This window comes from Comamonas thiooxydans (genome assembly GCF_000964545.1).
GTDB classification, from domain to species: Bacteria; Pseudomonadota; Gammaproteobacteria; order Burkholderiales; family Burkholderiaceae_C; genus Comamonas; species Comamonas thiooxydans.
This window is the reverse complement of the sequence record NZ_BBVD01000028.1, coordinates 1-25,789: the sequence shown is the minus strand read 5'-3', so window position 1 is coordinate 25,789 and position 25,789 is coordinate 1. Positions and strand designations below refer to the sequence as shown.

Here is a 25,789-nt window from a genome sequence, read left to right as displayed (position 1 = left end):
GATTCAAGAGCGTAGGCCGGGCGCCAGACGCCATGTCGCTGTGGCCTGCAGTGGCACAGGCCAATACCCTCCGCCCTACCGTCGACACCACACGATTTCAGGGCACCCCGTCGAAATTGAACGCCTCACCGAGTGTTGCGATAGTGATCTCGGATGAATACGGGCAGATCATTCGATGGCGGCGTAAAAGGTATCTGATACATCATGTCGCCGACAAAACCTCGGTGATAAGTGCTGTGATTCACGATATGCAGCACGATTTGCTCGCGCGTCATGGCACCTTGTCCCCCTCCCACAAACTCGAAATGGACGACTTTCACAAGGTCTTCGTCCGACCAGGAATCGACAAGCCCGGTGTACCAGGAATCCATTTCCTGAACCGCCTTCCATAGATCGTCAACCGCAGGCGTATCGTCCGTATTGCGTGCGGTGTAGCCGTGCCTCCTGCCTTGTAGGTGGTGCCTGAAGATATCGTCCACCACATAGACGTGGTTCAAGGTATGCACCATGTTCCCGAACCGCGCCGGTCTTTGTCGAAGAGCCTCGCCTTCCGGTAGCTCCATCACGTTCTTGAACGTCAGGCCATTCGCCCAGGCCTTGTAGCGCACCAGCATTCTCAATGTGTCCACGGCCGATGCGGACAGCGCGGCGCGCTCTTCGAGTGGTGGGCGGTATGGGTGCTGAAGGGTTGTGGACATACTCGAGAGTTCCTTGGAGGTCTTCAAAAACTGTGCAGCTCGCCTTGGACATGCGTGTGCGTCTCGCCGCCGACCCGGACCTGGCCGGCGTCGTCACGGATCAGATAAATGCGGCCTTTTCGACCAGGACGGGTCCTTGAGCGACAACACAGCTGCTCTCGGCTTGAGGCCCAATCACGCCGATAGACGAGTGCGATCTGGCTGTCGGTCATGTCGGCGCCTCCAGAAATACGCACATCTCTTGCATCAGGGCTGGAGGTCGGCGCGATGCACGATATGGATTTTGTTGCCATCGGGATCGCGCAGATAGGCGCCGTAGTAGCCGTCCCCATAATGAGGACGTGGCCCGGGAGCCCCTGCATCCCTGCCACCGTGCGCCAGACCATCGGCGTAGGCGGAGTCCACTGCTGCGGCTGACGGCGCCAGAAAGGCCGCCATGCTGCCATTGCCGACAGTCGCTGGTTCTCCGTTGTACGGACTGTAGACATAGAAACGAGGCAGACTCGCATGTGCGCTTACCCAGCAAAGCGCCGCCGGCCCACCATCGGGCAGCACGACCCGGCGCTTCAGACCAAGCGGTACAAGCACCGCGTCGTAAAAGCGGCCTGACCGTTCAAGGTCACGCGTTCCAACAGTCACGTGGCTAAACATCTCGCTCTCCTTGCTTTCCGTCATCGCTGCTGGGCACTTTTCACCGAGAGGCAGCCATGCAAAGGCATTTGCGAGAACGTTACACTATCAAATAATCAAATAGTGTCACGAGACACTATTTTTTATCGAGACTGCAAACATGCTCCTCCAATCCCCTTGGCTGCCTCGCCTTGCAGACATTGAAGCCAATGCGGCTGAACGGCTTGCACTTGCCCTGGCCGACGACATCGTCGAGGGCCGGCTGGCGGGGGGCGACCGCCTGCCTGCGCATCGAGATCTTGCAGAGAAGCTGCAAATCGGTCTTGGCTCGGTGACGAAGGCCTATGCCGCTCTGGAGCGCAGAGGTCTGACGCGCAGTGTCAAAGGGCGGGGAACATTTGTCGCGATTCAGCAGGCGCATGGTGATCGCCTGATTGACCTGTCGTCCAATGCGCCGCCGGCCGCGCTCAACGCACGCATCCTGGCACGGGCATTGACGGGGATTGCTCGCAAAATCGACACCGACCATTTCAATTTTTATGCACCTCCCGGCGGACATCTGGAACATCGTCGTGTTCTCGCACGCTGGCTGATGACACTTGGCCTGGCCGTCGATCCGTCGCTTCTGCTTCTGACGAGCGGCGCGCGCCAGGCGCTGTCATTGGCCTTTGATCTGGCTTGCGGCCCGCCAGGATTGCTTGTGACCGAGCGGATCACCTATCCCGGCGCTATTGCCCTGGCCCGGCGCAAAGGGTATCGGATGCAAGGTGTCGAGATCGATGCCGAAGGGATGGTGCCGCAAGCGCTCGCGGACGCACTCGGCAGTGTCGCGCCAACCGATGGCAAGGCCGTCTACCTCACCCCGACGCTGCACAACCCGACAACTGCCACGATGGGCCTGGAGCGAAGGCAAGCCATTGTGGATATTTGCCGGAAAGCGGGAGCATGGATCATCGAAGACGGGGTCTATGCCGCCGCTTTCCCTGATTTACCCCAGCTGTCGGCATTGGCGCCCGATATCTCATTGCATGTGAACGGGCTCTCCAAGTCGCTTGGGCCGGGGCTGCAGATCGGCATGTTGCTGCTCCCAAAAGAACTGGACGGCGCCGCGCAAGAACTGGTGCAGGATGTGCCGATGGCTCCATCGGCATTCTCCTGTGCGGTAGTCGATGAATGGCTGGCCACCGGCGTGATCGCCTCGATCCAGCGAGATCTGCGCCATGAGTCACAGCGGCGTGCCAGGCTTGCCGCCTCGCTTCTGGGGACTGGCGAGCCTGTCTGGCATCCCCATGCCTACAACGTCTGGCTGCCGATGAAGCGCGAGGCCGCCAATGGTCTTGTCGCCGCGGCCGCAGAAATCGGTTTGAAGCTGACCCAGCCGGAAGCCATGATGGTGGACCCGCAGGATGAGAGGAGCGGTCTTCGGATTTGCCTGGGCGCTCCCGGCTTCGAAGACCTGGGCGACGCGCTGAAGATGCTGGCAGAGCTGCTCAGGTCGCAGGCTTGAGTGCGGTGCCGACGCGGGACTGCCGGGCAAGGCCAATGAGAGATGCCCGGCAATCCATCTAACCAGTCGCTGCAGGTACCGCTGAAGCGGGAGTTCTTCGAGCTGTGCAAGGAATGGAGCAGATACCGAAGAACTCCCCGGCCTTATCTCTGCATAACTGGAAAGCCGTGGCGCCTGGCTGCCCACACAACGGCCAGCGTTGCAGCCAGCAGCACCAGAAGTACCGGAGGGAATGCGGCGACGCCGAGATAATCCAGCAAGGCACCGCCAATCAGCCCGCCACTTGCAATCGCGATGTTCCAAGCTGTGACCAGCATGGACTGCGCAACGTCAGCCGCGTTGCCCGCAGCCTTGGCGATAGCTGTTTGAAGCAATGTCGCCACGCCGCCAAAGGCCAGGCCCCAGGCGGCCACTGCCGCATACACCACGGCAGGCGCATCGCCCATCAGGCCGAGTGCCAACGCCGACAGGCCGAACAAGAGCGTACTCCCCAGCGTCAGGGCGCGCAGATGGTGATCGATCAGCACTCCGATGACCCAGATGCCCAGCAGCGAAGTGATGCCGAACATGAGCAGGACCAGGTCTGTTCGTTCCGCCATGTCTGCCGCCGCGAGAAATGGCGCGATATAGGTATAGAGGATGTTGTGTGCCAGAACGAAGGCCAGCACCACGAACAGCACCGGACGTACACCGGGGAAAGTGAACACATGCCCCAGAGACAAGCGTTTGCTTGCCGCCTGCCCCGCGAAATCTGGCAGCTTGACCTGTACCCATGCCATGAGCGCCAGTGCCAGTCCGCTCATGATGCCGAAGCACATCCGCCAGCCCAGCAAATTGCCCAGGAAGGTGCCCGCCGGCACGCCAAGTGACAATGCCAATGGTGTGCCCACCATCGCAATGGCAATGGCCCGGCCCTGCTGATGCTCGGGCACCATGCGCGCGGCATAACCTGCCAGCATCGCCCATAGCAGACCGGCCGACACTCCCGCCAGGAAGCGCGCGATCATCGTCAGGACATAGTTGCTGGACAGGGCCGTGACAGTGTTGGCGATGGCAAAGCCTGCGATGGCCGCCAGCAACAGCGGGCGGCGGCGCACGCCCTGGGTGGCGGCGGTCAGCGGGATGGCGGCCGCCAGCGAGCCCATGGCATAGATCGTGACCGTTTGTCCTGTCCAGGCTTCGGACACCATCAAGCCCCTCGCCATCTGAGGCAGCAGCCCTGCCGGCAGCGCTTCGGTCAGGATGGTGATGAACGCGGCCATTGCCAGCGCCAGCAATGATGCAATGGGCATGCGGCCCTGATGTGCTGCGGTCATTGCACGGCTTCCAGTGCACCATAGACTGCGTCGCGCAGCTCGGTGACGAAGCGACCGGACATGCCCTCGTACAGCGTATTGGTGAAGGCGACCACGCTCAGGCCGCGCGCCCTATCCACAAACCAGGCATGGCCGTAGGCGCCACCCCAGCGCCAGGTACCTACCGACTCTGGCGACGCGGCGCGCAGCGGGTCCCGCAAGACTGAAAAGCCGAGACCAAAACCAAAGCCTGGTGCATCCGGCAGCTCCAGTCCGCCAGTTTGATCGCGCCCCATCTCGTTGATCAGCTCACCGGGAAGCAATGCTCCCCTACCCTGCCGCAAGGCCTCCAGCAGGCGCAGAAAGTCTCCGGCCGTGCCAGCCATTCCGGCTCCGCCCGAAGGGAAAGCCAGGGCGTCGAAGATACGGCCCGGGCTGTATCTGATGCCGACTGCGCCCTCGAATGGCGAAACCACCTCACCTTCGGCAAGCAGGTGTGGCTGGGGCGTATCGCTTACGTAAGCAGTGGCCACGCGCTGCGGATCGCGCACCAGGAAACCGGTATCGATCATGCCCAAGGGAGCTGTTACCCATTGGTTGACTGCTTCGTCCAGTGACGTGCCATGGATGCGTTCGATCAATGCCCCCAACACGTCGGTTGCCAGCGAATAGCCCCAGGAGGTCCCCGGCACATACAGCAGCGGCACGCTGGCGATACGACGCAGGTTCTCGGCCAGACTGAAGTTGACGCTATCCATGCCGTCCGAGGCACCAGCCCGGGCATAGGGGCCATCGGCATCGGTCTCGAAAAAGCGATAGCCCAGCCCTGCGGTGTGGCTAAGCAGCTGCCTGGCAGTGATGCGTGCCGGGCTGCCATCAATCAACCGGGGCTGGAACTGCGGGAGCCAGCGGCCGATGTCCTCATCCAGATCGAGGCGACCTTGCGCTACTAACGCAAGCGCAGCGGTCGAAACGATGGGTTTGCTCACCGATGCCAACCGGAAGATGGTTGTCAGCTCCATCGCGCGCGCTCTCTCGCGGTCGGCATAGCCGGCGGCCTGTTGGTGGATCAATTCGCCGTTGTGTGCCACCAGCACGACGGCACCGACCAGTCGCCGCTCATCCAGAGCCTGCTGAACGGCGGCATGGATGCGGGTGGACTGATGTACGGGCGAAATGCCCGGACGTAAGGAAAAGACGGGATAAGTCACGGAAGAGCCCTTGATTCAATGGATCACGCCGTGACGATAGAAAGTCTGACATTAAAGAAAAAGTAGGCTACAGTTCCTTTTTATGCGGACAAACATGTCTTTAATCTAAGTGCGTTATGGACAGCTTGAATGGTTTCGCCGTGTTCGTGCAGGTTGCCGAGACGCGAAGTTTTGTTGCCGCCGGCCGGCTGTTGGGCGTGTCGGCCTCCGCCGTAGGCAAGAGCGTGGCGCGGCTGGAAGATCGGCTGGGCGTGCGCTTGTTTCACCGCAGCACGCGCAGTGTCACGTTGACAGCCGAGGGCATGCTGTTCCTGGAGCGCAGCCGACGTATCCTGGCCGAGATCGAAGCGGCAGAGCTCGAACTGGCGCAAGCCAGCAGTGCACCACGCGGTCGCTTGAGAGTGAGTTTGCCGCTGGTTAGCTCGCTGGTGCTGCCGGTGCTCGGCGAGTTCATGCGCAAGTACCCCGAGATCGAACTGGACCTGGACTTCACCGACCAACTGGTTGACGTGATCGAGGACGGCTTCGACGCCGTGGTGCGCACGGGTGAGCCCAGTGACTCTCGCCTCACGGCACGCAGGCTCGGGGCTTTCCGTTCGCTGCTGGTGGCTTCGCCAGATTATCTGGCTCGGCGAGGGACGCCTCGGGAGCCTGCGGATCTGATGCAACACCATTGTCTGCACTACCGCTTCCCCCATAGCGGCAAGCTGGAGCCATGGACTCTGCGAACCATGTCCGGCGAAACCGAGTTGCAGCTGCCCACCTCGATGATCTGCAACAACATCGAGACGCGCGTGTGCTTTGCCTTGCAGGGACTGGGAATTGCCTACCTGCCGGAATTTTCCATTCGTGAACAACTGGCCGATGGCCGGCTGCTACCGCTACTTCCCGACCATATGGAGCGCAGAGGCGTTTTTTATGTGCTGTGGCCGGCAAGCAAGTACCCGTCGCCGAAGGTACGGGCTCTGGTTGATTTCTTGTGCGCGCACGTGTTCCCTGCTGCCTGAGCTGTCCATGATTCACGTCGGTTCCGGGGGCCGATAGCAAAGTGAGGTTCTCCGGTCATTGGCAAGCAACCGCATCTGGCCCACAGACGTGTCAACCTGCTAGGCAAGCATGTAGTCTTGCAGCCCCTTCAACAGCGCATCAAATGTCACCTTGCAGCTCGGATTGTTGCGCAGATCTTCGTGCATGGTGAGCCAGGTCTCCAGGCTCAGCGGAATGCTTCCAGGCAATATGTTCACCAGATTCGGGTCGCGCGCCGCCAGATTCACTTGGCACACACCAATACCGCAGCCGGCCCGGATCAGCGCCATCTGTGCCATGTCGTTGTCGGTGCGCACCGCAAAGTTTTCGCGGCTCCAGATCGGGAATGCCTTGCGTGCGGCACGCACGAACGGCGCCTCTTCATCAAAGCCAATCAGCGCGTGCTGCGCCAGATCGGCCAGCGAGGCCGGCGTCCCATGCTTGTCCAGATAACGCTTGTGCGCATGCAGGCCAAGTGGCATCACCCCAACGCGCCGGGCAATCAGTTGTTCCTGCCTGGGTTGTGTCATGCGCACGGCGATGTCGGCCTCGCGCTGCAGCAGGTCCTGTACGCGGCTGGTCAGCACCAGCTCCACCGTCAGGCCCGGGTGTGTGTCCTGCAGTTGCGCCAGGATGGGTGGCAATACCTCTTGCCCTATCACCTCGCTGGCCGTCACGCGCACTGTGCCCTGGATGCCCGAGCCTTGGCTTTCGGCCACCCGTCTGAGCGCAGCGGCAGCGCTGTGCATGGTCTGGGCAAACGGCTTCAGCGCAAGCGCCGCCTCGGTGGGTAGAAGCCCCATTTGCGAACGTGTAAACAGCGTCACACCCAGCGCTTTTTCCAGCGCGTCCACATGCCGCCCCACGGTGGGCTGGGCAATTCCCATGGCGCGCGCCGCACCGGACAGTGAGCCCTCTTCCAGCACGCCCAAATAGGAGCGGTACAGCTCCCAGCCGATCTCGGTAGTGTTGTCCTTGGTCATACAAAAATGTATGGCGGCTACCATATGTTGGTCAATTGCTTAATAGCGGCGCCCGCCCGAAACTCCCTCTCATCGCAACAAATTCAGGGGTAACGGGATGGAAAGCAACACGGCCTTGGTTCTAGGCGCCACCGGCGGCATCGGTGGCGAAGTGGCACGGCAGCTACGCGACGCAGGCTGGACAGTGCGCGCATTGCGCCGCAACTGCGAGCAGCAAATTGAGCTGCGCGACGGCATGACCTGGGTGCGCGGCGACGCGATGAACCGCGACGATGTGCTGGCCGCGGCCGAAGGCTGCTCCGTCCTTGTGCACGCCGTCAACCCGCCCGGCTACCGCCGCTGGGGTGAGCTGGTGCTGCCCATGCTGGACAACACCATTGTCGCCGCGCAGGCCAACGGCGCCACCATCGTGCTGCCTGGCTCAGTCTACAACTATGGTCCCGGCGCCTTTCCCACGTTACATGAAGATTCGCTGCAGCAGCCCCTCACCCCCAAGGGTGCCATCCGTGTGGAGATGGAGCGGCGCCTGCAGCAGGCCAGCAGCCGGGGCTGCCGAGTGATCGTGGTGCGCGCGGGGGACTTCTTCGGACCCAAGCCGGGCAATAGCTGGTTCTCACAGGGCATGCTAAAGCCGGGCCAGCCGGTCAAGTCCATCAGCATGCCCAACACGCCCGGCGTGGGCCACCAATGGGCTTACCTGCCCGACGTAGCCCGCGCCATGGTGAAACTGGTGCAGCGGCGCGACACGCTGGCCCCCTTTGCCGCCTTCCACATGGCAGGCCAATGCGACGCCGACGGCACCCAGTTGGCCGCGGCGATCTGCCGCGTGGTCGTCAAGCGCGGCGGAGTCCAGCCCAAAGTGAGAGCCTTTCCCTGGTGGCTTACCGCGCTTGCAGCGCCCTTTGTACCGACCTTGCGTGAGCTACGTGAGATGCGCTATTTGTGGAGCACGCGGATAGAGATGAGCAACGCCAAGCTGGTCTCGACGCTCGGGCATGAGCCGCATACGCCGCTGGATGAGGCGGTGGAGGCTGCTTTGGAAGGTATGGGGTGCTTGCCGGCGACACCTGTGCGCAAGTAAGCCCGTTAAAAAAGCTTTCACCCTGGACCCGCCGTTCGCGGCCACGCAGAGATCAAATACCGACGTCTGGCGTCGCCATCAATCTTCGTCGTCATCCTCACGCCAGCCTCGATGATGGTGTCTTTGCCATCTGTTCCAACGTCGGCCATCTTCCTGCCAGCGCCATCCCGGAACCGCTTCAGGCGGCGGCGCGACTATCACGGGTCGAGGGGCATAGACTGGCCTCGGAACGTACTGAACAGCCGGTGGTCCGTATTGAACGGGCAGTGCCGCGTAATAGTACGAAGGGGAAGGCGCAACGACGTAGGGAGCCGGAGCACCATAGCCTATACCCAGGTAGACCTCTGCATGACCAGGTGCTGCAGCCATGGCGAGGGCGGCAAACAGCGAGAGTGACGTGTAGTTCATCAAGCGACTTTCAAGGCAATGGCGCTCGCCATGCTTGGTCTCTTTAACGAGGGGAATTGAGGAGCGTTGACCAAGCATTTGTAACTTGATGCTCATAGATGCTTTGTATTTTTCCGACTGCCGAAAATGGCATCGACAGCCTTCGGAACATGCGTGGCCGTCATCGATAAGAAGCGAAAATTCCGACTCGTCTTCGGAATTTCTATGAATCTCAATGGCAACCTAAAGGCTTGGGCAAAGCGGATCAAGCGCGATGGCGTGACACTCTGGTTCGCCGGAAAGCACCCCGACACACCTTGGTATGCAAAAGCTCTGGGACTTCTTGTCGTGGCTTATGCGCTCAGCCCGATTGATTTGATTCCTGATTTCATCCCGGTTCTTGGATATGTGGACGATATTCTCTTGCTTCCAGCGTTGATCTGGCTGACTGTCAAGCTACTGCCCCAATCAGTGCTTGCGAAGTGCCGTGTTCAGGCCGACGCGTGGATGGCCGAAAAAGGGGCTAAGCCAAGTAGTCGCGCAGGCGCGATCATGATCATCGTGTTGTGGGTCGCCACGGGGGTCGCGGCATGGCTCTGGTTGAATCCTCAGTCGGTCTGAGACGGTCGCCTTCCGGCCATAAGCGGACATCGACATTCCGGTTTGTCCCAAGAGATTTGTCACGCTCCGCTCTGACATATAGTTCAGGCAAGGCTCGCCATACTTCAAAGTCATGAAACTACTAGTCATAAGACATGGACAGACCCAAGCCAATGCAGAGCACAGATATTTGGGTGCGTTGGATCTTCCATTGAATGAGCTTGGAATTCTTCAAGCAGAGAGTATTGCGCGTCAGTTCTCATCGCCAATTGATGCTTTGTATTGCTCTCCATTGCTGCGTGCGCGTCAGACAAGTGCCTGCATCAGTGATGCTCTGGGAATTCCTTCACTAGTTGCGCCTGCATTTCGGGAGCGAAACGTTGGGGTTTTTGAGGGCCTGACACAAACGGAGGCAGCTACAGAATTTCCAGAGCTTTGGGCCAAAAACATAACAAGACACTGGCAGGATGCTCCAGATGGGGGCGAGAGCATCCAAGAAGTTTTCGAGCGAGTTGCGCAAGGGATTGCTGAATTACATGCCAACCATAAGAACCACAACGTATTACTTGTAGCCCATGGATTTGTAGCGAAGGTTTCAAGGGCCCTTGTGCTGGGCTTCACCTCGGATTTTTTTGATTGGCAGCTTGGGAATGGAGAGACACTGGAGTTGCAGATGCCCGAGCAGTGGACAGCTAGTGCGGCTTTTATAAGTAGCGATGCTGCACTTGGAGCCTGACAGACTGCTCAGGGTCGTTCCGAGACACTCGCCTACCGGCCAATAACGGTCGCTCTCGACAGATGAAAGCAGACCCTCAACGTCCCAGCTAAACGGGCGAAAACGCAGGCCACCAGGCCCGGGATAACGGTGCCGTTATGCATCCGACGGAATGAAAAATTGGGTCGGAGGATCCAGGGATGTGACAGGCATATGGCGCGGAACGCATGATTGCAGGCCAGCATCAAAAGAGGTTTACAAAGCTGAGAATCGTCGACCAGGCCAGCTCAAGCAAAGCCCACGCAGAAAATAATCCGTTCACCACAAGAAAAAGCGCGCCAGCGACAAGCACTACAACGATGAGTTGCACAGCCTTCATACGGTGAAGTCTCCCGAAAAAACCAATTTTTTCATTGGACATGCATGGCTCCTACCGATATGCCGTATCGTGTATCTTTGATCAATTTTAGGTGGGTTATGCACTGTCTCCTCTGGGTCGCTCAGAGGCTCTCGCCTACCAGACAGACGCAGTCGCTGGACTAGAATCCAGCCGGAAACAGTGAGCGATTTGCAACGGTCACAGCCTGGTCAGCAGCGGCCATACTGCGTGATTCGCGTACATTGAAATTCGTCGCTTCCCTCACCTACGGTCAGCATGGCCGACAGTCATTGAGAGCCGTTAACAAGCCTTGGTACGTCGTTGCATCGCGTTGTCGTACCTCGGCACTAGCCGCGGCTTCGCGCCTCGTCTCAAGCGCAAACCTTCAGTTTGCCGGGTCGTGCCAGCCACTATCAGCAACACAGGACTCGGATGCGTTATTTAGTGATCGGCACCAGTGGCGCAGGCAAATCCACCTTTGCAAAAAAGCTGGCGCGCAATATCCGAGCCTCATATATCGAACTGGATTCGCACTACTGGGGGCCAGACTGGCAAGCAGTACCGCCCGAGCAGTTCAAGCATTCGGTTGTTGAAGCTACTCAAGGAACATGCTGGGTAGCCGATGGGAACTACAGTGCTGTTCGAGACCTGCTTTGGTCACGAGCTACGCACGTCGTCTGGCTCAACTACAGTCGCTTCACCGTATTTTCTCGCCTGCTCCGGCGCACTCTTGGCGATGGCATCACCCGCAAGCGTCTGTCGCACGGAAACCGGGAGTCACTGCGGATGGCGTTTTTCTCGAAAGACTCAGTCCTGCTCTGGTCGCTATCCACCTATGCAAAAAACCAGTCGAAGTTCGCCGCTCTGCGCGAGCACGGCGAGTTTGCGCATCTGCAATGGCTTGAATTTTCCGAGCCTTCAGAGGCCTCGACGTTCCTCAAGGCGATCGCTGCCTCACAAGAGCGCTGACACGGGCTCACCCCCACAGCCCTGCTACAGCCCGGCATTTCAATGACCACCTTGCAGTCGCTCGGATGCAGGCTCGGGCCGCCGAATATGCCCGCTATCGCTGCACATCGAGGTCGTAAGTGACCCAGTCGGTCGCCGACGCAAGCTTGTCGTAGAGCTGGCGCGCCCGGGCATTGCTGCCAGCGGTAATCCACCGCACCACTGGCCAGCCGCGTTCCTGGGCTTTGGCAGTCACGCCAATGATCAGGCTGCGGCCTATGCCTGAGCCTCGCTGGTCTTGAGCCACAAACAGGTCGTCGAGAAAGCCGACGTCCTGCGCGATCAGCGGGTCAGGACATGCACGAAAATGCGCCAGTCCCAGCAACTGGCGGTCCTCCGACCCTGCGACCAGCCCTTCCATCGGGTGGCGCGGGTCCATCAGCCATGACCAGCTTCGATCCAGGATCGCATCGGTCATGGGCGACTGGTAGAAATGGGCGTACTGGCGGTAGAGATCGCACCATGGCGTTCGATCACTCATTTCCAGGGGGCGAATTGTCACTGCACTCAGCATTGGGGTTCTCTTGTCCATGGTTGCTCCGGCTTGGTCATTCCCGAGCCGGTTCTGTGTTTCTCACCAGACGGCGGACGCCGCCGACGGTCCTTCGCGCGAGGGAAAGTGCGGCAGCACCTCCCTGGCCAGCTCCTCCAGCACCTCGGTTGGCGGGCGCTGTGAAAACTGAATGCCAAGCGCGGCATGGTTCACCCCTGCCGCCTGCCACTCTTCAAGCAAGGCCATCAGCCCTCTTCGCCCGGTGCGCAGAACATAGCCACCGTGCAAGGGGGTCCGAGGATAGCCGGGATCATCCATCAGATCGATCCACTCGTTCGTCATGTGCGGCCTGAACGCCCCTCCGGGGACAAACCCTGGCCTGCAAGATTTGCCTACTACGCCGTGACCCGGCCTGGAGCGGCTGACCGCTCCGAAGTGCGCGCCTTCCTGGACTGGATTCGCGCAGAGGCGGCCCAGTAAGGCCGCAAGCAGATGCCCTGCCGCCCTGCTGGCCTGCGAACTGCTCGAAACGAATCAACCGGCATTCCCGGCTAGCGCGAAGCCTCTGGTCCCTGCTCAGCGCACTCGTTTTGCCCAAGCCTTCTACCCTCAAGCGAGGCAGATGCAGCACCCGACATCGTGCTTGCGACAGCCATGCTGCAGAGTCTCAGCGCATCAAAGGCAATACGGGACGACGCAATAACCGCCAGGACAATCAGCGATTATTCATTCCATTTCTGAATCGCGATTTCCAAGCGACTGAAGGTATTTCATCAATAGCCCCGGCATGCCACGGCATGCGACGGCAATGACCCGAAACAGCCACCTTCAAGCCTTGAATATCCTCCATCTCGTTCAAAAAAAGATTTTTCAGAAATGAAATATCAAAAAACGACCTTCAATCTTTAATTTCAATCGCGCAATAATAAATGAGGTGTATAGAAAATAATTTGAATGATTTCAATAGCCAAAAAATAATCAACTGAATTTCTAAAAAATATCTACTAAAAATAGAAAAATGGCTTATTTAATACGCTATCAATAACCAAAAACAGAACTCAGATAGCACAAAATTAACGACGAATTATTTCAGTTTTATATGAATTGAAAAATTAAATCTACAGAGTTATTTCAATTAATTATATTTACATATTGACTCATTAAACACAAGGTCAAGCGTCTACCCTTTTCTCAGGATTCATTTTGTAAGTTCAGTAAAATTTGACATTATTTGACATTTTCTATGGATTTCCCAATGAGCACTAATTAATTTCCTAGAGTATTCAAGCCCCCTGGTTTTTTCATCGGGAGCCATCTATGTCAGCCGTCCAGACTTCGTCTTGCCCGCCCTTGTTTAGCAATCACAATGACCCGCCTCCATCGCTTAGCCACTCGATGTGGCCTGGACACATGGTGGGCCAGAGAGAGCAGCCCGTTCGCGTCTTCCTGGTAGACGACGACAGCCATATCCGCAGAGTGATTGCCCAGGATCTGATGGGCGACTCAAGAACCCTGCTGGTTGGTCATGCCTGCAGCTTGCGTGAGGCACGCAAGAGCATTCAACAGCACGACTTCGACGTTCTGATGATAGATCTCAACCTGGGCGACGGCGAAGGTCTGGATCTTCTTGAACTTGTCCAAGGCACACACCCGCATGTGCAAAGCATTATCGTTTCAGTAACTGAAAGAGATGAAAAGGTCTTTCAGGCTTTTGAGAAAGGTGCTGTAGGCTATTTGCTGAAAAACTCCTGGTTTGGCGACTACGCACAAGCAGTATTGCAAGTTGCCAATGGTGGCGCATCCATTACTCCGTCTCTAGCCAAGAAAATTCTGTCGCTGGTTAGCAGATCACAAACTTATGTCGTTCCGGCGTCAAACCTCTCCAAAGAAGAGAAACTTTCTGAACGAGAAATAGAAATACTGAAGCTCATTGCCTGCGGTTACAGCTCTCCTGAAATATCCACGCAGCTCAAGATAAGCACAATGACAGTATCCACACATGTCAAGAACATGTACCGAAAGCTGCAGGCCAAGACAAGAGCCCATGCTGTAAAAGCCGCCTCTTTGCGTGGGTTGATATAAATTTGAAGGCATTTTCTTTATTCAAGGCCAGAGGTGGCAAGCGTATGGAATCGCTGAGAAATCTTGGTTGGAAGGCAACAACCATTTTCCTTCAGACCATTACCATACTCAGCTGGTGTTTTCTCACGCCACTGCGAGATCAGAATTGGTTTTTTGTCTTCAGTATTTTGGTGGCCTTGAGCGGATTGCTTATCTCGCTTCGCTACATTCCCGGAATCTATCGTGGCCTCAAGGCCAGACTGCGCTCCAGCTCCCAGCCCTCCAAGGAAGTCCAGGAAGAGCGCAAGCGCATCGCCTCAGACCTGCATGACACTTTGGGCAGCCAGTTGGTAGAAGCCTTGAGCCTGATGAACTCACAGCCCTCGGTTGAAGACGGCCCCGCCAGAAAAGTACTGGAGCAGTCGCTGCTGGACCTGCGCCTGATCGTCGACTCCATGGATGCCCAATCCGACAATCTGGCCATGCGCCTGGCGCGATTGCGCTATCGGCTGGAGCCCGCGCTTCAACGCAAAGGCCTTGTACTGCACTGGCAGTTGACCGACCCTGAGCTCGGGGTCGGCCAGCAGACCACGCTGCCGCTTCCCAGAGACCGCGTTGCGCATGAAATCCTGGCCGTCGTTCAGGCCAGTCTCAGCAACGCCATCGAGCATGCCGATGCGACCGAGATGTGGCTGACACTGGAGCCCTATCAACAGGGCGACCTGCAAAGCTTCGGCTGGGAGTGGTATCTGAGCATTGAGGACAACGGCAAGGGCTTCGATCTTCAAGCCGTGCTCGACAACCCCAGCAAGTCCGGGCACGGCGTCATCAACATGTTTCATCGCATGCGAAGCATCGGCGGCGACCTTCACATCCACCCCCGCCATGGCGGAGGCACACAGGTATTGATGCGATGGCGGTCTGAACCGCTCAGCCTTTGCTAGAGAAGCCTGAACTCACGGCGTTCTTATTGTGGACACCGCGCGTCATGTCGATCTCATGCCCACCTCATGCCCGGTTGGGGGCACCCGGCAGGCGATCTCATCTCATTGATGGAACACGCCGCTATTCAGACAGAACGCCATCAGCTCCTGATTGGACTTCGCCTCAAGCTTGCGCATCGCGGTCATCTTCTGCGAACTGACTGTCTTGATGCTGCGGTTAAGACGCTCGGCAATCTCGGCAAGGCTGCCTCCCCGGACGTAGTAGCGCAGGACCTCGAACTCGCGCGGAGTCAATGACTTGAAGCGCTCCTGCAGCATCTGATGCTGAAGCGAAACATTCGTCTCCAGAAAGGATGGCGGGGTGTAGATGTTTCCCAGCGACACCAGGCGTATGGCCTTGAAAACCTCTGAGGGGTCGTCCTGCTTGAAGACCACGCCCTTGACGCCGGCCTTGTAGAGCGCCTTCACGATCATCGGGTTCGACAGCATCGTCAGCACGATGACCTTCAGGCCCTCGAACTGGCGCAGCAGATAGCCGATGAACTTGATGCCATCGCCGTACTGCGAATCAGGCATGTGATAGTCGACGATGACGATGTCGGGAAGAGACTTCGTCAGCGCCGCCACAAGTTCCGTCGAGGAACTGGCAGTGGCGGTCAACGTGAGATGTATGTTTTGCTTGAGCAGGTCGCCAAGCCCCATCAGCACTAGTGGGTGATCATCTGCCAGGACTATTCGTAGTTTCGTCATGCTTTTCTCGATTCGACCCCAATTTTGACGGCACAAACCCCGGCCTATCGAGATCTTTCTCAATACGCTATTAACTTTCAGGAGCGCGCTGCACGGCCTCTTGAAGTCAATCAAGACCGATTAGAAAAGATAATCCCGAAACACAATAGTTAAAAATCTACAACTGCCGGACTGTGGGCTGCGACAGACAAACTTCTGACATATATCGCGCCCGGCATCCCCTCTCAAAATCAGAAATCCAGGCTTGCACAAGGCGACTTTGAGAATTTTCTGAGAATTTCCAGCCCTTCATTTTCATATCCTTGCCTAGCACCTGAACAAAAGGCGCGCAAGCAAATCGCAATGCAAATGCATTGCGATTTGAAGGAGTTTCCGCACCCGCACTCCAACGCCCGGAAACGCTTTTTTAAATCTTCAATCACAGAGTCAATTATGAAAAAACTCGTTCTGAGCTTGGCCGTTCTGTCTGCACTCGGTGCTGCGAGCATTGCTCAAGCTGCCCCGGCCGACGGCGCCAAAGGCCTTATCAAGTTCACCGGCGCGATCAATGCAGACACATGTGTCCTGAGCAGCCCCAGTGGCACGATCGCCGGCAAGACCCTGACCGTGGACATGAATGAAGTCCCCGCCGCCTCGCTGGGCAGCGAGGAGTCGCCCACGACGACTGGTAACGGTCTGACGGCCGAGGCAAAGGACCTGGATCTGGACATCCAATGCGCCACCGGTACCAAGGTTTCGATGACGCTCACCCCTTCCGCACCCTCGGGCAAGGGCATTGCAGTGCAAGGCGGAGCCAAAAACGTGCAAATCATGCTGACGCGTGACGGCAGTGTGGTGGACTTCACATCCGGCTCCGCTGATATCGCTGCCAACGCCGCAGTGGAAGGCAAGTTCCGCGTGCCTCTGAAGGCCTACTACACCCGCGCGGCCGGCAAGGCATTGGCCGACGTCACTATCGGCCAGGCCAATGCGACTGTTAACTACGTTCTGAAGTACGAGTAAATCTCGATAAGCCGCAGTGGTGAGTCAGTGAACTGACTCCACTGCGGTGAAAAAAAGGGAGTGCAATGACATCTTTCGCCCAAATTCAACGTACCGTGGCTTGTGGCCTTGCCGCTGCAACCATGCTGTATGGAGCTTGCGCACAGGCATCAATCTCTCTGAGTGCCACCCGCGTCATTGTGCAGGAGAAGAAGCAGGAAGCCTCTATCTCAGTGCGCAATAGCGGCACGCCAGTGCTTGTTCAGGCATGGCTGGAATCGAATACGGCAAATGCCACGGACGATCTCCCATTTGCCGTGACGCCGCCTCTTGCCAAGGTCGCAGCTCCTGGCCAGCAGCTCATGCGCGTGCTCTATGCAGGAGGCAACAGCGGCCTTCCTCGCGACCGTGAGTCGGCCATGTGGCTGAACGTGCAGGAAATCCCCCAATCGACGGGCGGAGAAAACCAGCTTCAGATCGCGGTTCGGCAGCGGATCAAGGTATTTTTCCGCCCGACCGCAATCGTGGGTGTCGTCGCCGATGCGCCGGGTTCCTTGCGCTGGAGCGTTGCGCAAGACGCAGGCAGGCCGGCACTCAAGATCACCAATCCCAGCATGTATCACATCTCGTTTGCCTATCTGGGCATCGCTGGCGGGAAGGAACTGCCTACGCCGGAAATGATCGCCCCTGGCGAGACACGCATGCTTTCGGCAGACGATCTAGAGCGCAACTCCAAGATCGCTTTCAAGCTCATCAACGACTTCGGTGGCGTTGACGCCTATGAGGTCCAACTCTCTGGTGACTCCGCCGAGTCTCCTGCAGCAGTCAAAACAGACTAGTCGCGGCGGGGCGCGCCCTCTTCTGCGCCCTGTCTTCCTCATTCCCGGGCTCGAACAAGAATTCCGCCGCAAATCAGCGGATAGGGATTCCTTGCGCCTTTTTTGGAGGCAGCCCACCAATTTGCTCTCTGATCCATGTCCTCTCATCACCTGCTTCACCGCTGGCTGGCTGGCTGGCGTGCTGTGTGCCTCTCAAGCCGTTGGCACAGGAGCATGGGCGGAACAAGTGACACTGCGCCCAGCACAGGGCGGGGCTGCGGCGTCCCTCAAGAAGCCTCAACCGGTACAGGTTGCAGCGCTGGACGGCTCATTCGTCGTCAGCTACAACACGGCCTTCCTCTACGGAATGACTTCCACCACCGACATCCGGACATTGCTGGCCGGCTCAGGCGTTCCTCCGGGCTTCCAACGCGTCGACATCTACATCAACCAGATGCTGGCCGGCCGCATGGATGTCGAGTTCTCCCACAACCCCAAAAGCGACGAAATCGAGCCATGCATTACCGTGGCCATGCTGGAGCAAGGCGGGGTTGATCTGGGCAAGCTCCCCACCCCCTTGGAGCAAGGCGCCACCTGCATGCGCCTGGCGGAAGCCATACCGGACGCAAGCGCCGCATACGATATGGCAAGCCTGCGTCTGAACCTGAGCGTGCCGCAGATCTACATGACCTCGCTTCGTCGTGGCTATATCGACCCCTCCCTGTGGGAGGAAGGTGCCGATGTCGCCTTCCTCAACTACAGCCTCAATGCACGCCGCAGCGAGTTGCGGCACAGCAGCTCTCAGAATGATCTCAGCGCCAGCATCCGTTCAGGTGTCAACCTGGGCGAATGGCGCTTGCGCAACGACTCGTATTTCACTTCGGGAAGCCGTCGGCCGTCGAAGTTCAATAGCCAGAACACCTATCTGCAGCGCGGCTTCAACACCATCAAAAGCCAGATGGTCGTGGGAGAGACATACACCTATTCGCCGTTGTTCGACAACGTGCGCTTTCTCGGCATGCAACTGGCCTCCGATGAGGCGATGCGACCTGACGAAGAGCGAGGTTACGCGCCCGTGATCCGAGGGACGGCGGAAAGCAATGCGACCGTGGAAGTTCGCCAGAATGGCTATCTGCTCTATACGACTACCGTTTCTCCCGGGCCATTTGCAATCACCGATTTGCAGCCTTCCGGCACGAACGGCGACCTGGAAATCGCCGTCATTGAAGCCAGCGGGGTCCGGCGTGTATTTCGGCAGTCATTCGCAAGCCCTCCGCTGATGGTCCGCGAGGGCCGGATCAAGTACGACATTGCTGCCGGCCAGGTGCGCCTGGATCGTCGCCAGCAGGAGCGGCCCGGTTTTGCCAGCGGATCGGTGATCTACGGCCTGACGGCCAATACCAGCCTGGCGGCCGGCCTGCAGGCCTCGCCCGGCTATTTGTCTTACTCGCTGGGTGCAGGCATGAACACGCCGATTGGCGCGGTGTCTCTGGACGCCATCCACTCGCGCAGCAACGCCGGCGGCTCATCGACAAGCGGAGATCGTCTCAACCTTCGCTATGCAAAATTTGTCGAAGCGACCGGATCCCATGTCTCCTTCAATGTGCAGCATGGCTTGCGCGAGGGATTTCGCACGCTCTCCGATCACATCGAGCGAAACGGCACACAGTCCGGCTCGCGACCCGGCTCGTATCTGAACTTGGGGCGTGCCAGCAGACAGCGTCTGGACGGCTACCTCTCTCAACCTATCGGCCGTGGCCATATCTATCTGAATGGATCCTATGGCAAGAACTGGAATGGAACCTCTTCCCGCAGCCTGTCACTGGCGTACAGCAACTCGATCGGCAAGCTGAACTACAACATCTCCTATACGCAATCACGAAACCTGCATTCCTCCTGGGCAAACGGGCCCATGCCCCGTCATGACAACACCTTCATGCTCACTCTCAGCATGCCCTTGGGTGGCCCGGGAGACTCCACGCACGCATTCTCCACACTGAGCCGACAACGTGCCGGTACAAGTGCGCAGGCCGGCGTCTCCGGCGCTCTTCCCCTCGAGAGGCATGTCAGCTACACCGTGGCCGGCAACAAGGATGCGGACGGCCAGCGAGACGCCTCGATCGGCGTGGGCACCGCGACCTCGTTTGGCCGCCTCAATGCCAGCTACACCCATGGGGACCGATACCGTGCGAGCAATTTCTCGGCGTCGGGGTCCGTCGTGGCTCACGCAGGCGGCGTCAACCTCGGGCAGGGATTGAGTGAAACCTTCATGCTCGCCAAGATCGAGCCGCCGGTGCCTGGCGTGGCAATCTCGAGCTTCTCCGGCGTCGAGACGGGCCGCAATGGCTATGCAATCATCCCCAGCGCCACGCCCTTTCGCGGCAACCTGGTGACGCTCAGGACACAGGGACTGTCCAAGGACGTCGATATCACCAACGGCGCGCAGATGGTGGTACCTACACGTGGTGCAGCCGGGCTGGCCAAGTTCACGGCAGTGAGCGGGCGCCGCGTGCAGTTCGATTTGCGCGGGGCCGACGGCAAGCCCCTGCCGTTTGGAGCGACTGTCGACGAGCTCGATGGCACAAGGCTGGGAATCACCGACCCGCGCGGCCGCGTCCTGACCTTGCTGCCCGCAGACCGCGAGCAAGGCATGCTCGACATACGCTGGGATGAGGCCACATGCCGCGTCAGCTATACGCTGCCGCCAAAGGTCGAGGGCGAAAATTATCAGCGCCACCCGCTCACCTGCACAACACCCATCCCGCCCTCTCCCGAGCGCAAGGACCCTGGCTCCATTGCAGCGAGCGATCTGCGGCGTCCCAAGGCAGACGCCTCATAAGCCAACATGGCGGGAAGCGACTCCCGCCCTTTTTTTGAGTCCCCGGCCAGATTGCCAGATAGAGTGATGGGCCCTGCACGTGCAGGCGCCCGAAGCTGGCAACAGTCAGAGCACCATCTTCGTCGGCAAGCTCCCTATGCTGGCAAACGATATGCGGCAAACGGAATGGATTGAACCGACCGCTCTGCACCGCTCGAACAACTTCGCGCCTTGAAAGCGGCCCAAGAACGACCAGAGAGCGGCCTGAGAACGGTCTGACAAGGTCTGAGAACGACCCAAGAGCGGCGCGCTTCTAGACCACCTGCTGCCGGGCGTGCCCAGCAAATTGCAGCAGCCGCCGGCGTCAAGCAAGGCTTTGTGAATATCCAGGCGCCTTTCAAAGCGGATGCGCAGCTTTCCAAAGCCTGCAAGCTTGATCTGGTTCCTGCTCTGGATCGCGCTCCAGCGATGTGCAATATCCAGAGCCTTGAAGAGCAAGACCGAAACACCTCAAGAAAGTGCCCTATCCAGACGATCCTGGATCGATGGCCATCGAACTCCCCAGGGCACGCTGCTGCTCACACCAAGCGCACCAGGCACACCGGGCACACCAGGCTGTAGCGGCTCAAGCTGATGCACTCCAGATATAAAAAAAGCCCGGCCTCCATCACGGAGGGCGGGCACTTTTCTGATAACGATCTTATTTATAGCTGATGACAAACGTGGCATAGGCATTTGCAGTGCCGACAGTAGGCTTGAGAATCATCGACGTTCCGACGTAGCGCGCCCTCAACTTGATGTCCACGGGCACATTACCAAACTCGCCGACCATCCATTGGTTCTCCGCCCCGGATTCCGGGCCGTAGCGGACAAGCTCGCCATTTTCTCGCAGGATTTCTATCCCGACATTCTTTGCCTCGGAATCGTTGGAGAGAGAAAGTGTGCTCGAACGGTTAGAGGGGTTCATGGGATCCGACATAACAATGAACATTCTTGTCGTTGTGTGGGCATCTCCGCCCGAGCACTGCAGCCTCAGGTTGAAATCTTTGGTTGGCCCTGCGCTCTTGTCGGTCAGCTCGCTAATGTCGCCCTCCAGTTCAACACTGACAGTTTTTGTTTGCAGTGCGCAAGATGGCACTCTGGGTCGGACCTCAATGCCATCCCCCTGAAGATATATTCGTCGAGCGACATAACCGTAATTGACAAACGTGGTTTCACCGATGGCTCCAGATATGTGTCCGCCAGCAGTAATCTTGCCTATTTTCACAAGTTCAACGGTGAAATTGTCGGCCGCAGCCATGTTAAGCCAAGTTGTAGTTCCAAAGTCTTTCTGTTGCGGCCACCACTGCTGCTGGTTAATGCCGCCTTTGACTCGTATTCCAATGCCCTCGATTGGAGTCTTGTACGTATTCCATCCACCCATACCGAGATTAAACGGAACAGCATAGACAACAACACCAATATCGAAAGGGCATATCGCCCTCCCTCCTTCTCCATTGGCTTTTGAGTTGGAGCTATATAGCACCGTACCCAAAGGAACATTGGGATCAAAATCCGCAGTTTTAAAAGAAGGAAATTCCCAATGCAGCGAATCTGCGATCGTCTCACTGTCGTCAATACGAACTTAGCAAAAATCAGCCCTTGCAGCAGTCGACAGCAGAGTGGAGAACAACAGAAAAGATATCCGCGAAAGATTTTTCGGAGAACCCTTTGATCGAAATAGAGATTTGAGAGATTTCGCCATTATTCATCCAATATTTTTTGGACATTAAATGATATCTGGCTCGGTGGCATTCAGGTTTAGGAAAATTCTCAAAACACCGGTGGGTTTCGGCTCTCACTGTTTATGCAATCCTCCACTCAGTTTTGTATTTGACGAATAAATACATCTCTCTTCAATTGATTGATCTATTTTTGAAGAAAGCTCATTATTCGAGATCATTCACAACTCATTTTGCTTAGCTATCAGACAAAGACTCGCAAAAATTCGAATGCCTTGATATTCGGCTTCGCTTTACTCGGCATCTGTTTGCATGCAATGCCACCGCCCTGCTCCTGATCTGGGCCTGGCGATGAGACCTGAATTGCGAGCTTCAGTGGGCGCAATGTGCAAATCCTGCCGGGCTTGGGCCAGCCACTTCAAAGCGGCTACCACGACCCGGCAAACGGACGGTTTGCGGTTGAGACAAGGCGCGAAGCCGCAGGCTGTGCAGAGAAGTACGACAAGGCGAAGCAACGACGTATCAAGGGTTGTGCAAGCAGCTCCAATTGCAGAACTGTTCACTCGACCCAAACGTGTCCAACAAGGCCAGTCGCGCAAGCTGCACCGCTAAATCCCGGCGTCTCGGCTCTGCAGTCGCTGCTTGATGAAGTTGCTCATAGGCGGGGATTGCCTGAAGCAGCCGCCCGAGGCACGCAAATCAGGCGCATAGTAAAGCTGTGGGTGCTGAGGAGCCGAAGACATGAGACCGGATACTTCGTTTCGTGACCGGGCAGATGCTGGCCGGGCCCTGGCCGCGGCATTGGCGGCGTGGCGCGAGCAAGCCGATGTGCTCGTGCTGGCCTTGCCACGGGGCGGCGTGCCGGTCGCCTATGAGGTTGCCAGCGCACTGGCCCTGCGGCTGGATTTGATGCTGGTGCGCAAACTAGGCACGCCCGGCCATAAGGAGATGGCGATGGGCGCCATTGCCAGCGGCGGCGTGCGGGTGTTGAACGATGATCTCATCCGTGGCCTGTACATCTCCCCAGCGGCCATCGACGCAGTCGCGCAACAGGAAGTTCTGGAGCTGCGGCGCCGTGACCTGGCCTATCGGGGCAAACGTCCCGCGCCAGCCGTGACTGGGCAACGGGTGATACTGGTCGATGATGGACTGGCGACCGGTGCCACCATGCGTGCGGCGATTGCTGCGGTACGCTTGCAGTCGCCAGCACACATCGCAGTCGCCGTACCGGTCGCACCTGTGGAGACGCTGGCGATGCTGCGCCCTCTGGTCGACCAGCTGATATGCCTGCTCACTCCAGCGCCCTTCTTTTCCGTGGGCCAGTGGTACCGCGATTTCGCTCAGACCACGGATGAGGAGGTAAAGACCTTGCTCAGCAAGGCCTGGCGCAGGGAATTGCGTGACGCTGCGCAATAGCCGGGTGCGCTGTGCAGCTGCTGCCCGGCCACTCCAAGCCGGAGTCGACACCGAGGTGCCTGAACATCAAGGTCGACGATGCACGCGAGATCTCTGAGCAGACGGAGACCTGCCGCCCTCAAAGCCTGCAATGTGGCGTTGGGGCGAGCTAGCATTCCCGGCCAGAAGCTGTTCTTGAAGGCACTCCCTCAGTTGACTGCTTCAAGCTGATCTGAGCCATCCACGGCCCTGCGCCTGAGTGACAGCAATCACCAACACAAGCCGTTGAACGCCGTCTGCCTCGAAGGGCCGCTTCGCCCTCAGGATCGGTCATGCGTTTGCGTGATTCGCCGCTACCCAAACGAAGGACGGCTTCCGCTTGCCCTGACAGGCTTGTGTCGACCCGTGGCTCTCGTTCGAGCTTCCACCGGCAATGTCTGATGTGCAGCGGTCGTTGCCTGTCGTAGCGAAGTCCTGAATTCAAGGTGTCGGCCACATTGCAGACACCCAGGCAACCGATATTGGGCTCAACCTGAGCTTGCAAGGGCAGGCTCATGCCATCTGCTACTAGGGACGATACATGCGGAACTTCTGCTCATCGCCAATCGAGAAATAGTCTGCAGGGCCTCCCGCGCGGAGAATCACCCCGGCATTGGCCGTGTCGAACACACCGTCCTTGAGCAGCCGATGATCGATGTAGACCTTTACCACCTCCCCAAGCACGAGCCAAGACGGAATCGACTCATGGCTGGCGGTACGCAACTGGTGGATGTCGGTCAATCGGCATTCGAAGGTCACCGGGCTCTGTGCGACTCTGGGCACCCGTATCAACTCCGAATCCACGGCTTCTAGCCCTGCCAGCTCGAACTCATCCACCTCCGCAGGGACGGCGGCACAGGTCTGGTTCATGGCATCGGCTAGCTCACGCGTGGCCAGATTCCACGCGAACTCGCCAGTCTCCTGGATGTTGCGCACCGTGTCTTTCCAGCCGATGCTGGAGAAGCCGATGATGGGAGGGACGTAGTTGAAGGCGTTAAAGAAGCTGTAGGGTGCCAGATTGACCTGTCCGCTCGCGCTCCTGCTCGAAATCCATCCGATCGGCCGCGGGCCGACGATGGCGTTGAAGGGATCATGCGGCAGTCCGTGCCCTTTGCGGGGCTCATAGGTATGCGAGTCAGTTTTCATCGCTGGTGGTTCTAACGTCTGCCCTGCCGGGAAGTGCTCAACTGCATTCATGGGAGATAGTGCGAATCTAACGGCGTGCTGGGGAGGTCGGGCTGCTGGGGACTCTACCAAGTCTGAGGCCCAACCCGTCGCTATAGCCGTCTCGCACTGGTAATGTGCTCACGCCTCAACACAAATGATGAGCGCCTTATTTTGCGTAAAAAGCCGTCCTTTGAATCGGGAGAACAGCTCCTAGCCGGTTGGAAAGTGCACGCCAGCACGCTGGGCAGCCTGCACGATGTGCGCTGACATGGCCTGCTGCGCCAGCTCCGGCCGGCCCTGTGCAAGGCCGTCGATGATGGCCGCATGCTCCTCGCAGGTGGCATGGCGCGCGCCGCGCTTGTAGAACGGCAGGCGCTGGCTCTCCTGCATGACTTCGCCGCTGCCGCGCAGCACGTCGGCAATCGCGTGATTGCCCGAGATGGTGGCGATCTGCATGTGGAAATCGAAATCCAGACGACTGGCTTGCAGGAAGTCCGAGGCCTCTATGCATTGCTGCATGCCCTGCAGGTTGGCCCGCAGCAGCGTCAGGTCCTCGGGCTGTACCACCAGGGCCGCAAGGCGCGCCGCAAAGCCTTCCAGTGCGTAGCGTAGCTGATAGACATCGGTGAGCGCATGCGAATCGGCAAAGCGCCAGGCCTCGCTGGCTGGCGCCTCGGACGCCTCGGTTACATACATGCCCTTGCCGGGCCGCGCCACGACCAGCCCCAGCCCCTGTAGCGTTGACAAGGCCTCGCGCAATGACGTCCGGCTGATGCCCAGTTGTTCCGACAGATCGCGCTGCGAGGGCAGCAGTGAGCCCACCGGATAGGTGCCGGCTTCGATCCAGTCCCGAATCAAACGGGCGGCCTGGCTGGCAACGGCGACATTGGGGGAGACAGAGGGTTCCATTCGGGGGAGATCGTTCATCGCAAAAAGGGGGATGCGCGCCATCTTAACGACTGCGCAGCACATCCCGCTTCGAACACTGCCCCTGACATTGTTCCAGACCGCACTGCGGCAGTGCTTCCGAACGGTGACTGCCGCGATGCGAGGCTACTTGTTGACCAGCTTGGCCGGCACGG

Annotated in this window: 23 protein-coding genes and 3 pseudogenes; 13 read left to right on the top strand and 13 right to left on the bottom strand. The window is 58.4% G+C overall.

The annotated features are described in order from the left end of the window. Nucleotides 1-125: 125 nt before the first annotated feature. Nucleotides 126-698, bottom strand: a complete 573-nt coding sequence (locus tag Cth01_RS23560; protein ID WP_045840575.1) for a DinB family protein — start codon at nt 696-698, stop codon at nt 126-128. A 246-nt stretch (nt 699-944) separates the two neighbouring features. Beyond that, nucleotides 945-1,349, bottom strand: a complete 405-nt coding sequence (locus Cth01_RS23555) for a VOC family protein (RefSeq protein WP_045840585.1) — start codon at nt 1,347-1,349, stop codon at nt 945-947. A 139-nt stretch (nt 1,350-1,488) separates the two neighbouring features. Between Cth01_RS23555 and Cth01_RS23550 the strand changes: the two genes are divergently transcribed. Next, nucleotides 1,489-2,835, top strand: coding sequence for an aminotransferase-like domain-containing protein (locus Cth01_RS23550; protein ID WP_045840574.1), 1,347 nt, complete (start codon nt 1,489-1,491; stop codon nt 2,833-2,835). A 143-nt stretch (nt 2,836-2,978) separates the two neighbouring features. On the opposite strand, the gene Cth01_RS23545 is transcribed toward Cth01_RS23550, so the two are convergent. After that, nucleotides 2,979-4,151, bottom strand: a complete 1,173-nt coding sequence (locus Cth01_RS23545) for an MFS transporter (protein WP_045840573.1) — start codon at nt 4,149-4,151, stop codon at nt 2,979-2,981. After that, on the bottom strand, nt 4,148-5,341 hold the full coding sequence (locus Cth01_RS23540) for a serine hydrolase domain-containing protein (RefSeq protein WP_045840572.1): 1,194 nt from the start codon (nt 5,339-5,341) through the stop codon (nt 4,148-4,150). Before Cth01_RS23540 ends, Cth01_RS23545 begins: the two co-directional genes overlap by 4 nt. A 116-nt stretch (nt 5,342-5,457) precedes the next feature. Here Cth01_RS23540 and Cth01_RS23535 point away from each other — a divergent pair, with 116 nt between their 5' ends. Continuing rightward, nucleotides 5,458-6,348 (top strand): LysR family transcriptional regulator, encoded by an 891-nt coding sequence (locus Cth01_RS23535; protein ID WP_045840571.1) that lies wholly within the window; start codon nt 5,458-5,460, stop codon nt 6,346-6,348. 99 nt (nt 6,349-6,447) lie between these two features. Here Cth01_RS23535 and Cth01_RS23530 read toward each other — a convergent pair whose 3' ends face one another. Then, entirely contained in the window at nt 6,448-7,350 is a 903-nt protein-coding gene (locus tag Cth01_RS23530) for a LysR family transcriptional regulator (protein ID WP_045840570.1), read from the bottom strand. Nucleotides 7,351-7,447: 97 nt separating this feature from the next. Here Cth01_RS23530 and Cth01_RS23525 point away from each other — a divergent pair, with 97 nt between their 5' ends. The 3 genes from Cth01_RS23525 to Cth01_RS23515 all read left to right on the top strand — a co-directional run bounded on the left by Cth01_RS23525 (nt 7,448) and on the right by Cth01_RS23515 (nt 10,154). Further along, nucleotides 7,448-8,431, top strand: a complete 984-nt coding sequence (locus Cth01_RS23525) for an NAD-dependent epimerase/dehydratase family protein (protein WP_045840569.1) — start codon at nt 7,448-7,450, stop codon at nt 8,429-8,431. Between the two features lie 612 nt (nt 8,432-9,043). Next, complete coding sequence (locus Cth01_RS23520) at nt 9,044-9,439, top strand: YkvA family protein (protein WP_045840584.1); 396 nt, start codon at nt 9,044-9,046, stop codon at nt 9,437-9,439. Nucleotides 9,440-9,551: 112 nt separating this feature from the next. After that, entirely contained in the window at nt 9,552-10,154 is a 603-nt protein-coding gene (locus Cth01_RS23515) for a histidine phosphatase family protein (protein WP_052057689.1), read from the top strand. 223 nt (nt 10,155-10,377) lie between these two features. Here the strand turns inward: Cth01_RS23515 and Cth01_RS23510 are convergent, their stop codons facing one another. Further along, nucleotides 10,378-10,554 (bottom strand): hypothetical protein, encoded by a 177-nt coding sequence (locus tag Cth01_RS23510; protein ID WP_156160289.1) that lies wholly within the window; start codon nt 10,552-10,554, stop codon nt 10,378-10,380. 390 nt (nt 10,555-10,944) lie between these two features. On the opposite strand from Cth01_RS23510, the gene Cth01_RS23505 reads away from it, so the two are divergent. Then, nucleotides 10,945-11,481 carry a P-loop NTPase family protein gene (locus Cth01_RS23505; RefSeq protein ID WP_045840568.1) on the top strand — a complete coding sequence of 179 codons (537 nt, stop codon included), beginning with the start codon at nt 10,945-10,947 and terminating at the stop codon, nt 11,479-11,481. A gap of 94 nt (nt 11,482-11,575) precedes the next feature. On the opposite strand, the gene Cth01_RS23500 is transcribed toward Cth01_RS23505, so the two are convergent. After that, nucleotides 11,576-12,052 (bottom strand): GNAT family N-acetyltransferase, encoded by a 477-nt coding sequence (locus Cth01_RS23500; RefSeq protein WP_233425272.1) that lies wholly within the window; start codon nt 12,050-12,052, stop codon nt 11,576-11,578. A 42-nt stretch (nt 12,053-12,094) separates the two neighbouring features. Beyond that, nucleotides 12,095-12,382 (bottom strand): annotated as a pseudogene (locus Cth01_RS23495) (LLM class flavin-dependent oxidoreductase); the annotation flags it as partial. On the opposite strand from Cth01_RS23495, the pseudogene Cth01_RS24410 reads away from it, so the two are divergent. The 3 genes and pseudogenes from Cth01_RS24410 to Cth01_RS23480 all read left to right on the top strand — a co-directional run. Continuing rightward, nucleotides 12,380-12,493: pseudogene (locus tag Cth01_RS24410) on the top strand (transcriptional regulator); the annotation flags it as partial. The pseudogenes Cth01_RS23495 and Cth01_RS24410 overlap by 3 nt on opposite strands. Nucleotides 12,494-13,423: 930 nt before the next feature. Continuing rightward, on the top strand, nt 13,424-14,095 hold the full coding sequence (locus Cth01_RS23485; protein ID WP_012838566.1) for a response regulator: 672 nt from the start codon (nt 13,424-13,426) through the stop codon (nt 14,093-14,095). 2 nt (nt 14,096-14,097) lie between these two features. Further along, nucleotides 14,098-15,018 carry a sensor histidine kinase gene (locus tag Cth01_RS23480; RefSeq protein WP_233425271.1) on the top strand — a complete coding sequence of 307 codons (921 nt, stop codon included), beginning with the start codon at nt 14,098-14,100 and terminating at the stop codon, nt 15,016-15,018. Nucleotides 15,019-15,120: 102 nt separating this feature from the next. On the opposite strand, the gene Cth01_RS23475 is transcribed toward Cth01_RS23480, so the two are convergent. Beyond that, complete coding sequence (locus Cth01_RS23475; protein ID WP_034380975.1) at nt 15,121-15,768, bottom strand: response regulator; 648 nt, start codon at nt 15,766-15,768, stop codon at nt 15,121-15,123. Nucleotides 15,769-16,200: 432 nt separating this feature from the next. Here Cth01_RS23475 and Cth01_RS23470 point away from each other — a divergent pair, with 432 nt between their 5' ends. From Cth01_RS23470 to Cth01_RS23460, 3 genes are all read left to right on the top strand, one after another. Beyond that, on the top strand, nt 16,201-16,770 hold the full coding sequence (locus Cth01_RS23470; protein WP_233425270.1) for a fimbrial protein: 570 nt from the start codon (nt 16,201-16,203) through the stop codon (nt 16,768-16,770). A 65-nt stretch (nt 16,771-16,835) separates the two neighbouring features. Continuing rightward, the gene (locus Cth01_RS23465; RefSeq protein WP_052703461.1) at nt 16,836-17,588 is read left to right on the top strand and encodes a fimbrial biogenesis chaperone; all 753 of its coding nucleotides are present in this window, start codon (nt 16,836-16,838) and stop codon (nt 17,586-17,588) included. A gap of 226 nt (nt 17,589-17,814) precedes the next feature. After that, nucleotides 17,815-20,406 (top strand): fimbria/pilus outer membrane usher protein, encoded by a 2,592-nt coding sequence (locus Cth01_RS23460; protein ID WP_045840581.1) that lies wholly within the window; start codon nt 17,815-17,817, stop codon nt 20,404-20,406. Nucleotides 20,407-20,751: 345 nt separating this feature from the next. Here Cth01_RS23460 and Cth01_RS24560 read toward each other — a convergent pair. Next, nucleotides 20,752-20,856, bottom strand: a pseudogene (locus tag Cth01_RS24560) (IS5/IS1182 family transposase); the annotation flags it as partial. A 229-nt stretch (nt 20,857-21,085) separates the two neighbouring features. Then, the gene (locus Cth01_RS23450; RefSeq protein ID WP_439709462.1) at nt 21,086-21,973 is read right to left on the bottom strand and encodes a fimbrial protein; all 888 of its coding nucleotides are present in this window, start codon (nt 21,971-21,973) and stop codon (nt 21,086-21,088) included. Nucleotides 21,974-22,847: 874 nt separating this feature from the next. On the opposite strand from Cth01_RS23450, the gene Cth01_RS23445 reads away from it, so the two are divergent. After that, nucleotides 22,848-23,522 (top strand): phosphoribosyltransferase, encoded by a 675-nt coding sequence (locus tag Cth01_RS23445; RefSeq protein WP_034380990.1) that lies wholly within the window; start codon nt 22,848-22,850, stop codon nt 23,520-23,522. Between the two features lie 546 nt (nt 23,523-24,068). On the opposite strand, the gene Cth01_RS23440 is transcribed toward Cth01_RS23445, so the two are convergent. Both Cth01_RS23440 and Cth01_RS23435 read right to left on the bottom strand, forming a co-directional pair. Next, on the bottom strand, nt 24,069-24,686 hold the full coding sequence (locus Cth01_RS23440) for a flavin reductase family protein (RefSeq protein ID WP_034380996.1): 618 nt from the start codon (nt 24,684-24,686) through the stop codon (nt 24,069-24,071). A 231-nt stretch (nt 24,687-24,917) separates the two neighbouring features. After that, complete coding sequence (locus Cth01_RS23435) at nt 24,918-25,634, bottom strand: FadR/GntR family transcriptional regulator (protein ID WP_122974441.1); 717 nt, start codon at nt 25,632-25,634, stop codon at nt 24,918-24,920. Between the last annotated feature and the right edge of the window lie 155 nt (nt 25,635-25,789).

Coding starts and splice junctions, on each gene's coding strand:
- Cth01_RS23550 (WP_045840574.1), top strand. CDS start 1,489: ATGCTCCTCCAATCCCCTTGGCTGCCTCGCCTTGCAGACATTGAAGCC.
- Cth01_RS23560 (WP_045840575.1), bottom strand. CDS start 698: ATGTCCACAACCCTTCAGCACCCATACCGCCCACCACTCGAAGAGCGC.
- Cth01_RS23530 (WP_045840570.1), bottom strand. CDS start 7,350: ATGACCAAGGACAACACTACCGAGATCGGCTGGGAGCTGTACCGCTCC.
- Cth01_RS23515 (WP_052057689.1), top strand. CDS start 9,552: ATGAAACTACTAGTCATAAGACATGGACAGACCCAAGCCAATGCAGAG.
- Cth01_RS23445 (WP_034380990.1), top strand. CDS start 22,848: ATGAGACCGGATACTTCGTTTCGTGACCGGGCAGATGCTGGCCGGGCC.
- Cth01_RS23485 (WP_012838566.1), top strand. CDS start 13,424: ATGGTGGGCCAGAGAGAGCAGCCCGTTCGCGTCTTCCTGGTAGACGAC.
- Cth01_RS23520 (WP_045840584.1), top strand. CDS start 9,044: ATGAATCTCAATGGCAACCTAAAGGCTTGGGCAAAGCGGATCAAGCGC.
- Cth01_RS23510 (WP_156160289.1), bottom strand. CDS start 10,554: ATGTCCAATGAAAAAATTGGTTTTTTCGGGAGACTTCACCGTATGAAG.
- Cth01_RS23440 (WP_034380996.1), bottom strand. CDS start 24,686: ATGAAAACTGACTCGCATACCTATGAGCCCCGCAAAGGGCACGGACTG.
- Cth01_RS23500 (WP_233425272.1), bottom strand. CDS start 12,052: ATGGACAAGAGAACCCCAATGCTGAGTGCAGTGACAATTCGCCCCCTG.
- Cth01_RS23535 (WP_045840571.1), top strand. CDS start 5,458: ATGGACAGCTTGAATGGTTTCGCCGTGTTCGTGCAGGTTGCCGAGACG.
- Cth01_RS23555 (WP_045840585.1), bottom strand. CDS start 1,349: ATGTTTAGCCACGTGACTGTTGGAACGCGTGACCTTGAACGGTCAGGC.
- Cth01_RS23465 (WP_052703461.1), top strand. CDS start 16,836: ATGACATCTTTCGCCCAAATTCAACGTACCGTGGCTTGTGGCCTTGCC.
- Cth01_RS23470 (WP_233425270.1), top strand. CDS start 16,201: ATGAAAAAACTCGTTCTGAGCTTGGCCGTTCTGTCTGCACTCGGTGCT.
- Cth01_RS23435 (WP_122974441.1), bottom strand. CDS start 25,634: ATGAACGATCTCCCCCGAATGGAACCCTCTGTCTCCCCCAATGTCGCC.
- Cth01_RS23475 (WP_034380975.1), bottom strand. CDS start 15,768: ATGACGAAACTACGAATAGTCCTGGCAGATGATCACCCACTAGTGCTG.
- Cth01_RS23505 (WP_045840568.1), top strand. CDS start 10,945: ATGCGTTATTTAGTGATCGGCACCAGTGGCGCAGGCAAATCCACCTTT.
- Cth01_RS23545 (WP_045840573.1), bottom strand. CDS start 4,151: ATGACCGCAGCACATCAGGGCCGCATGCCCATTGCATCATTGCTGGCG.
- Cth01_RS23525 (WP_045840569.1), top strand. CDS start 7,448: ATGGAAAGCAACACGGCCTTGGTTCTAGGCGCCACCGGCGGCATCGGT.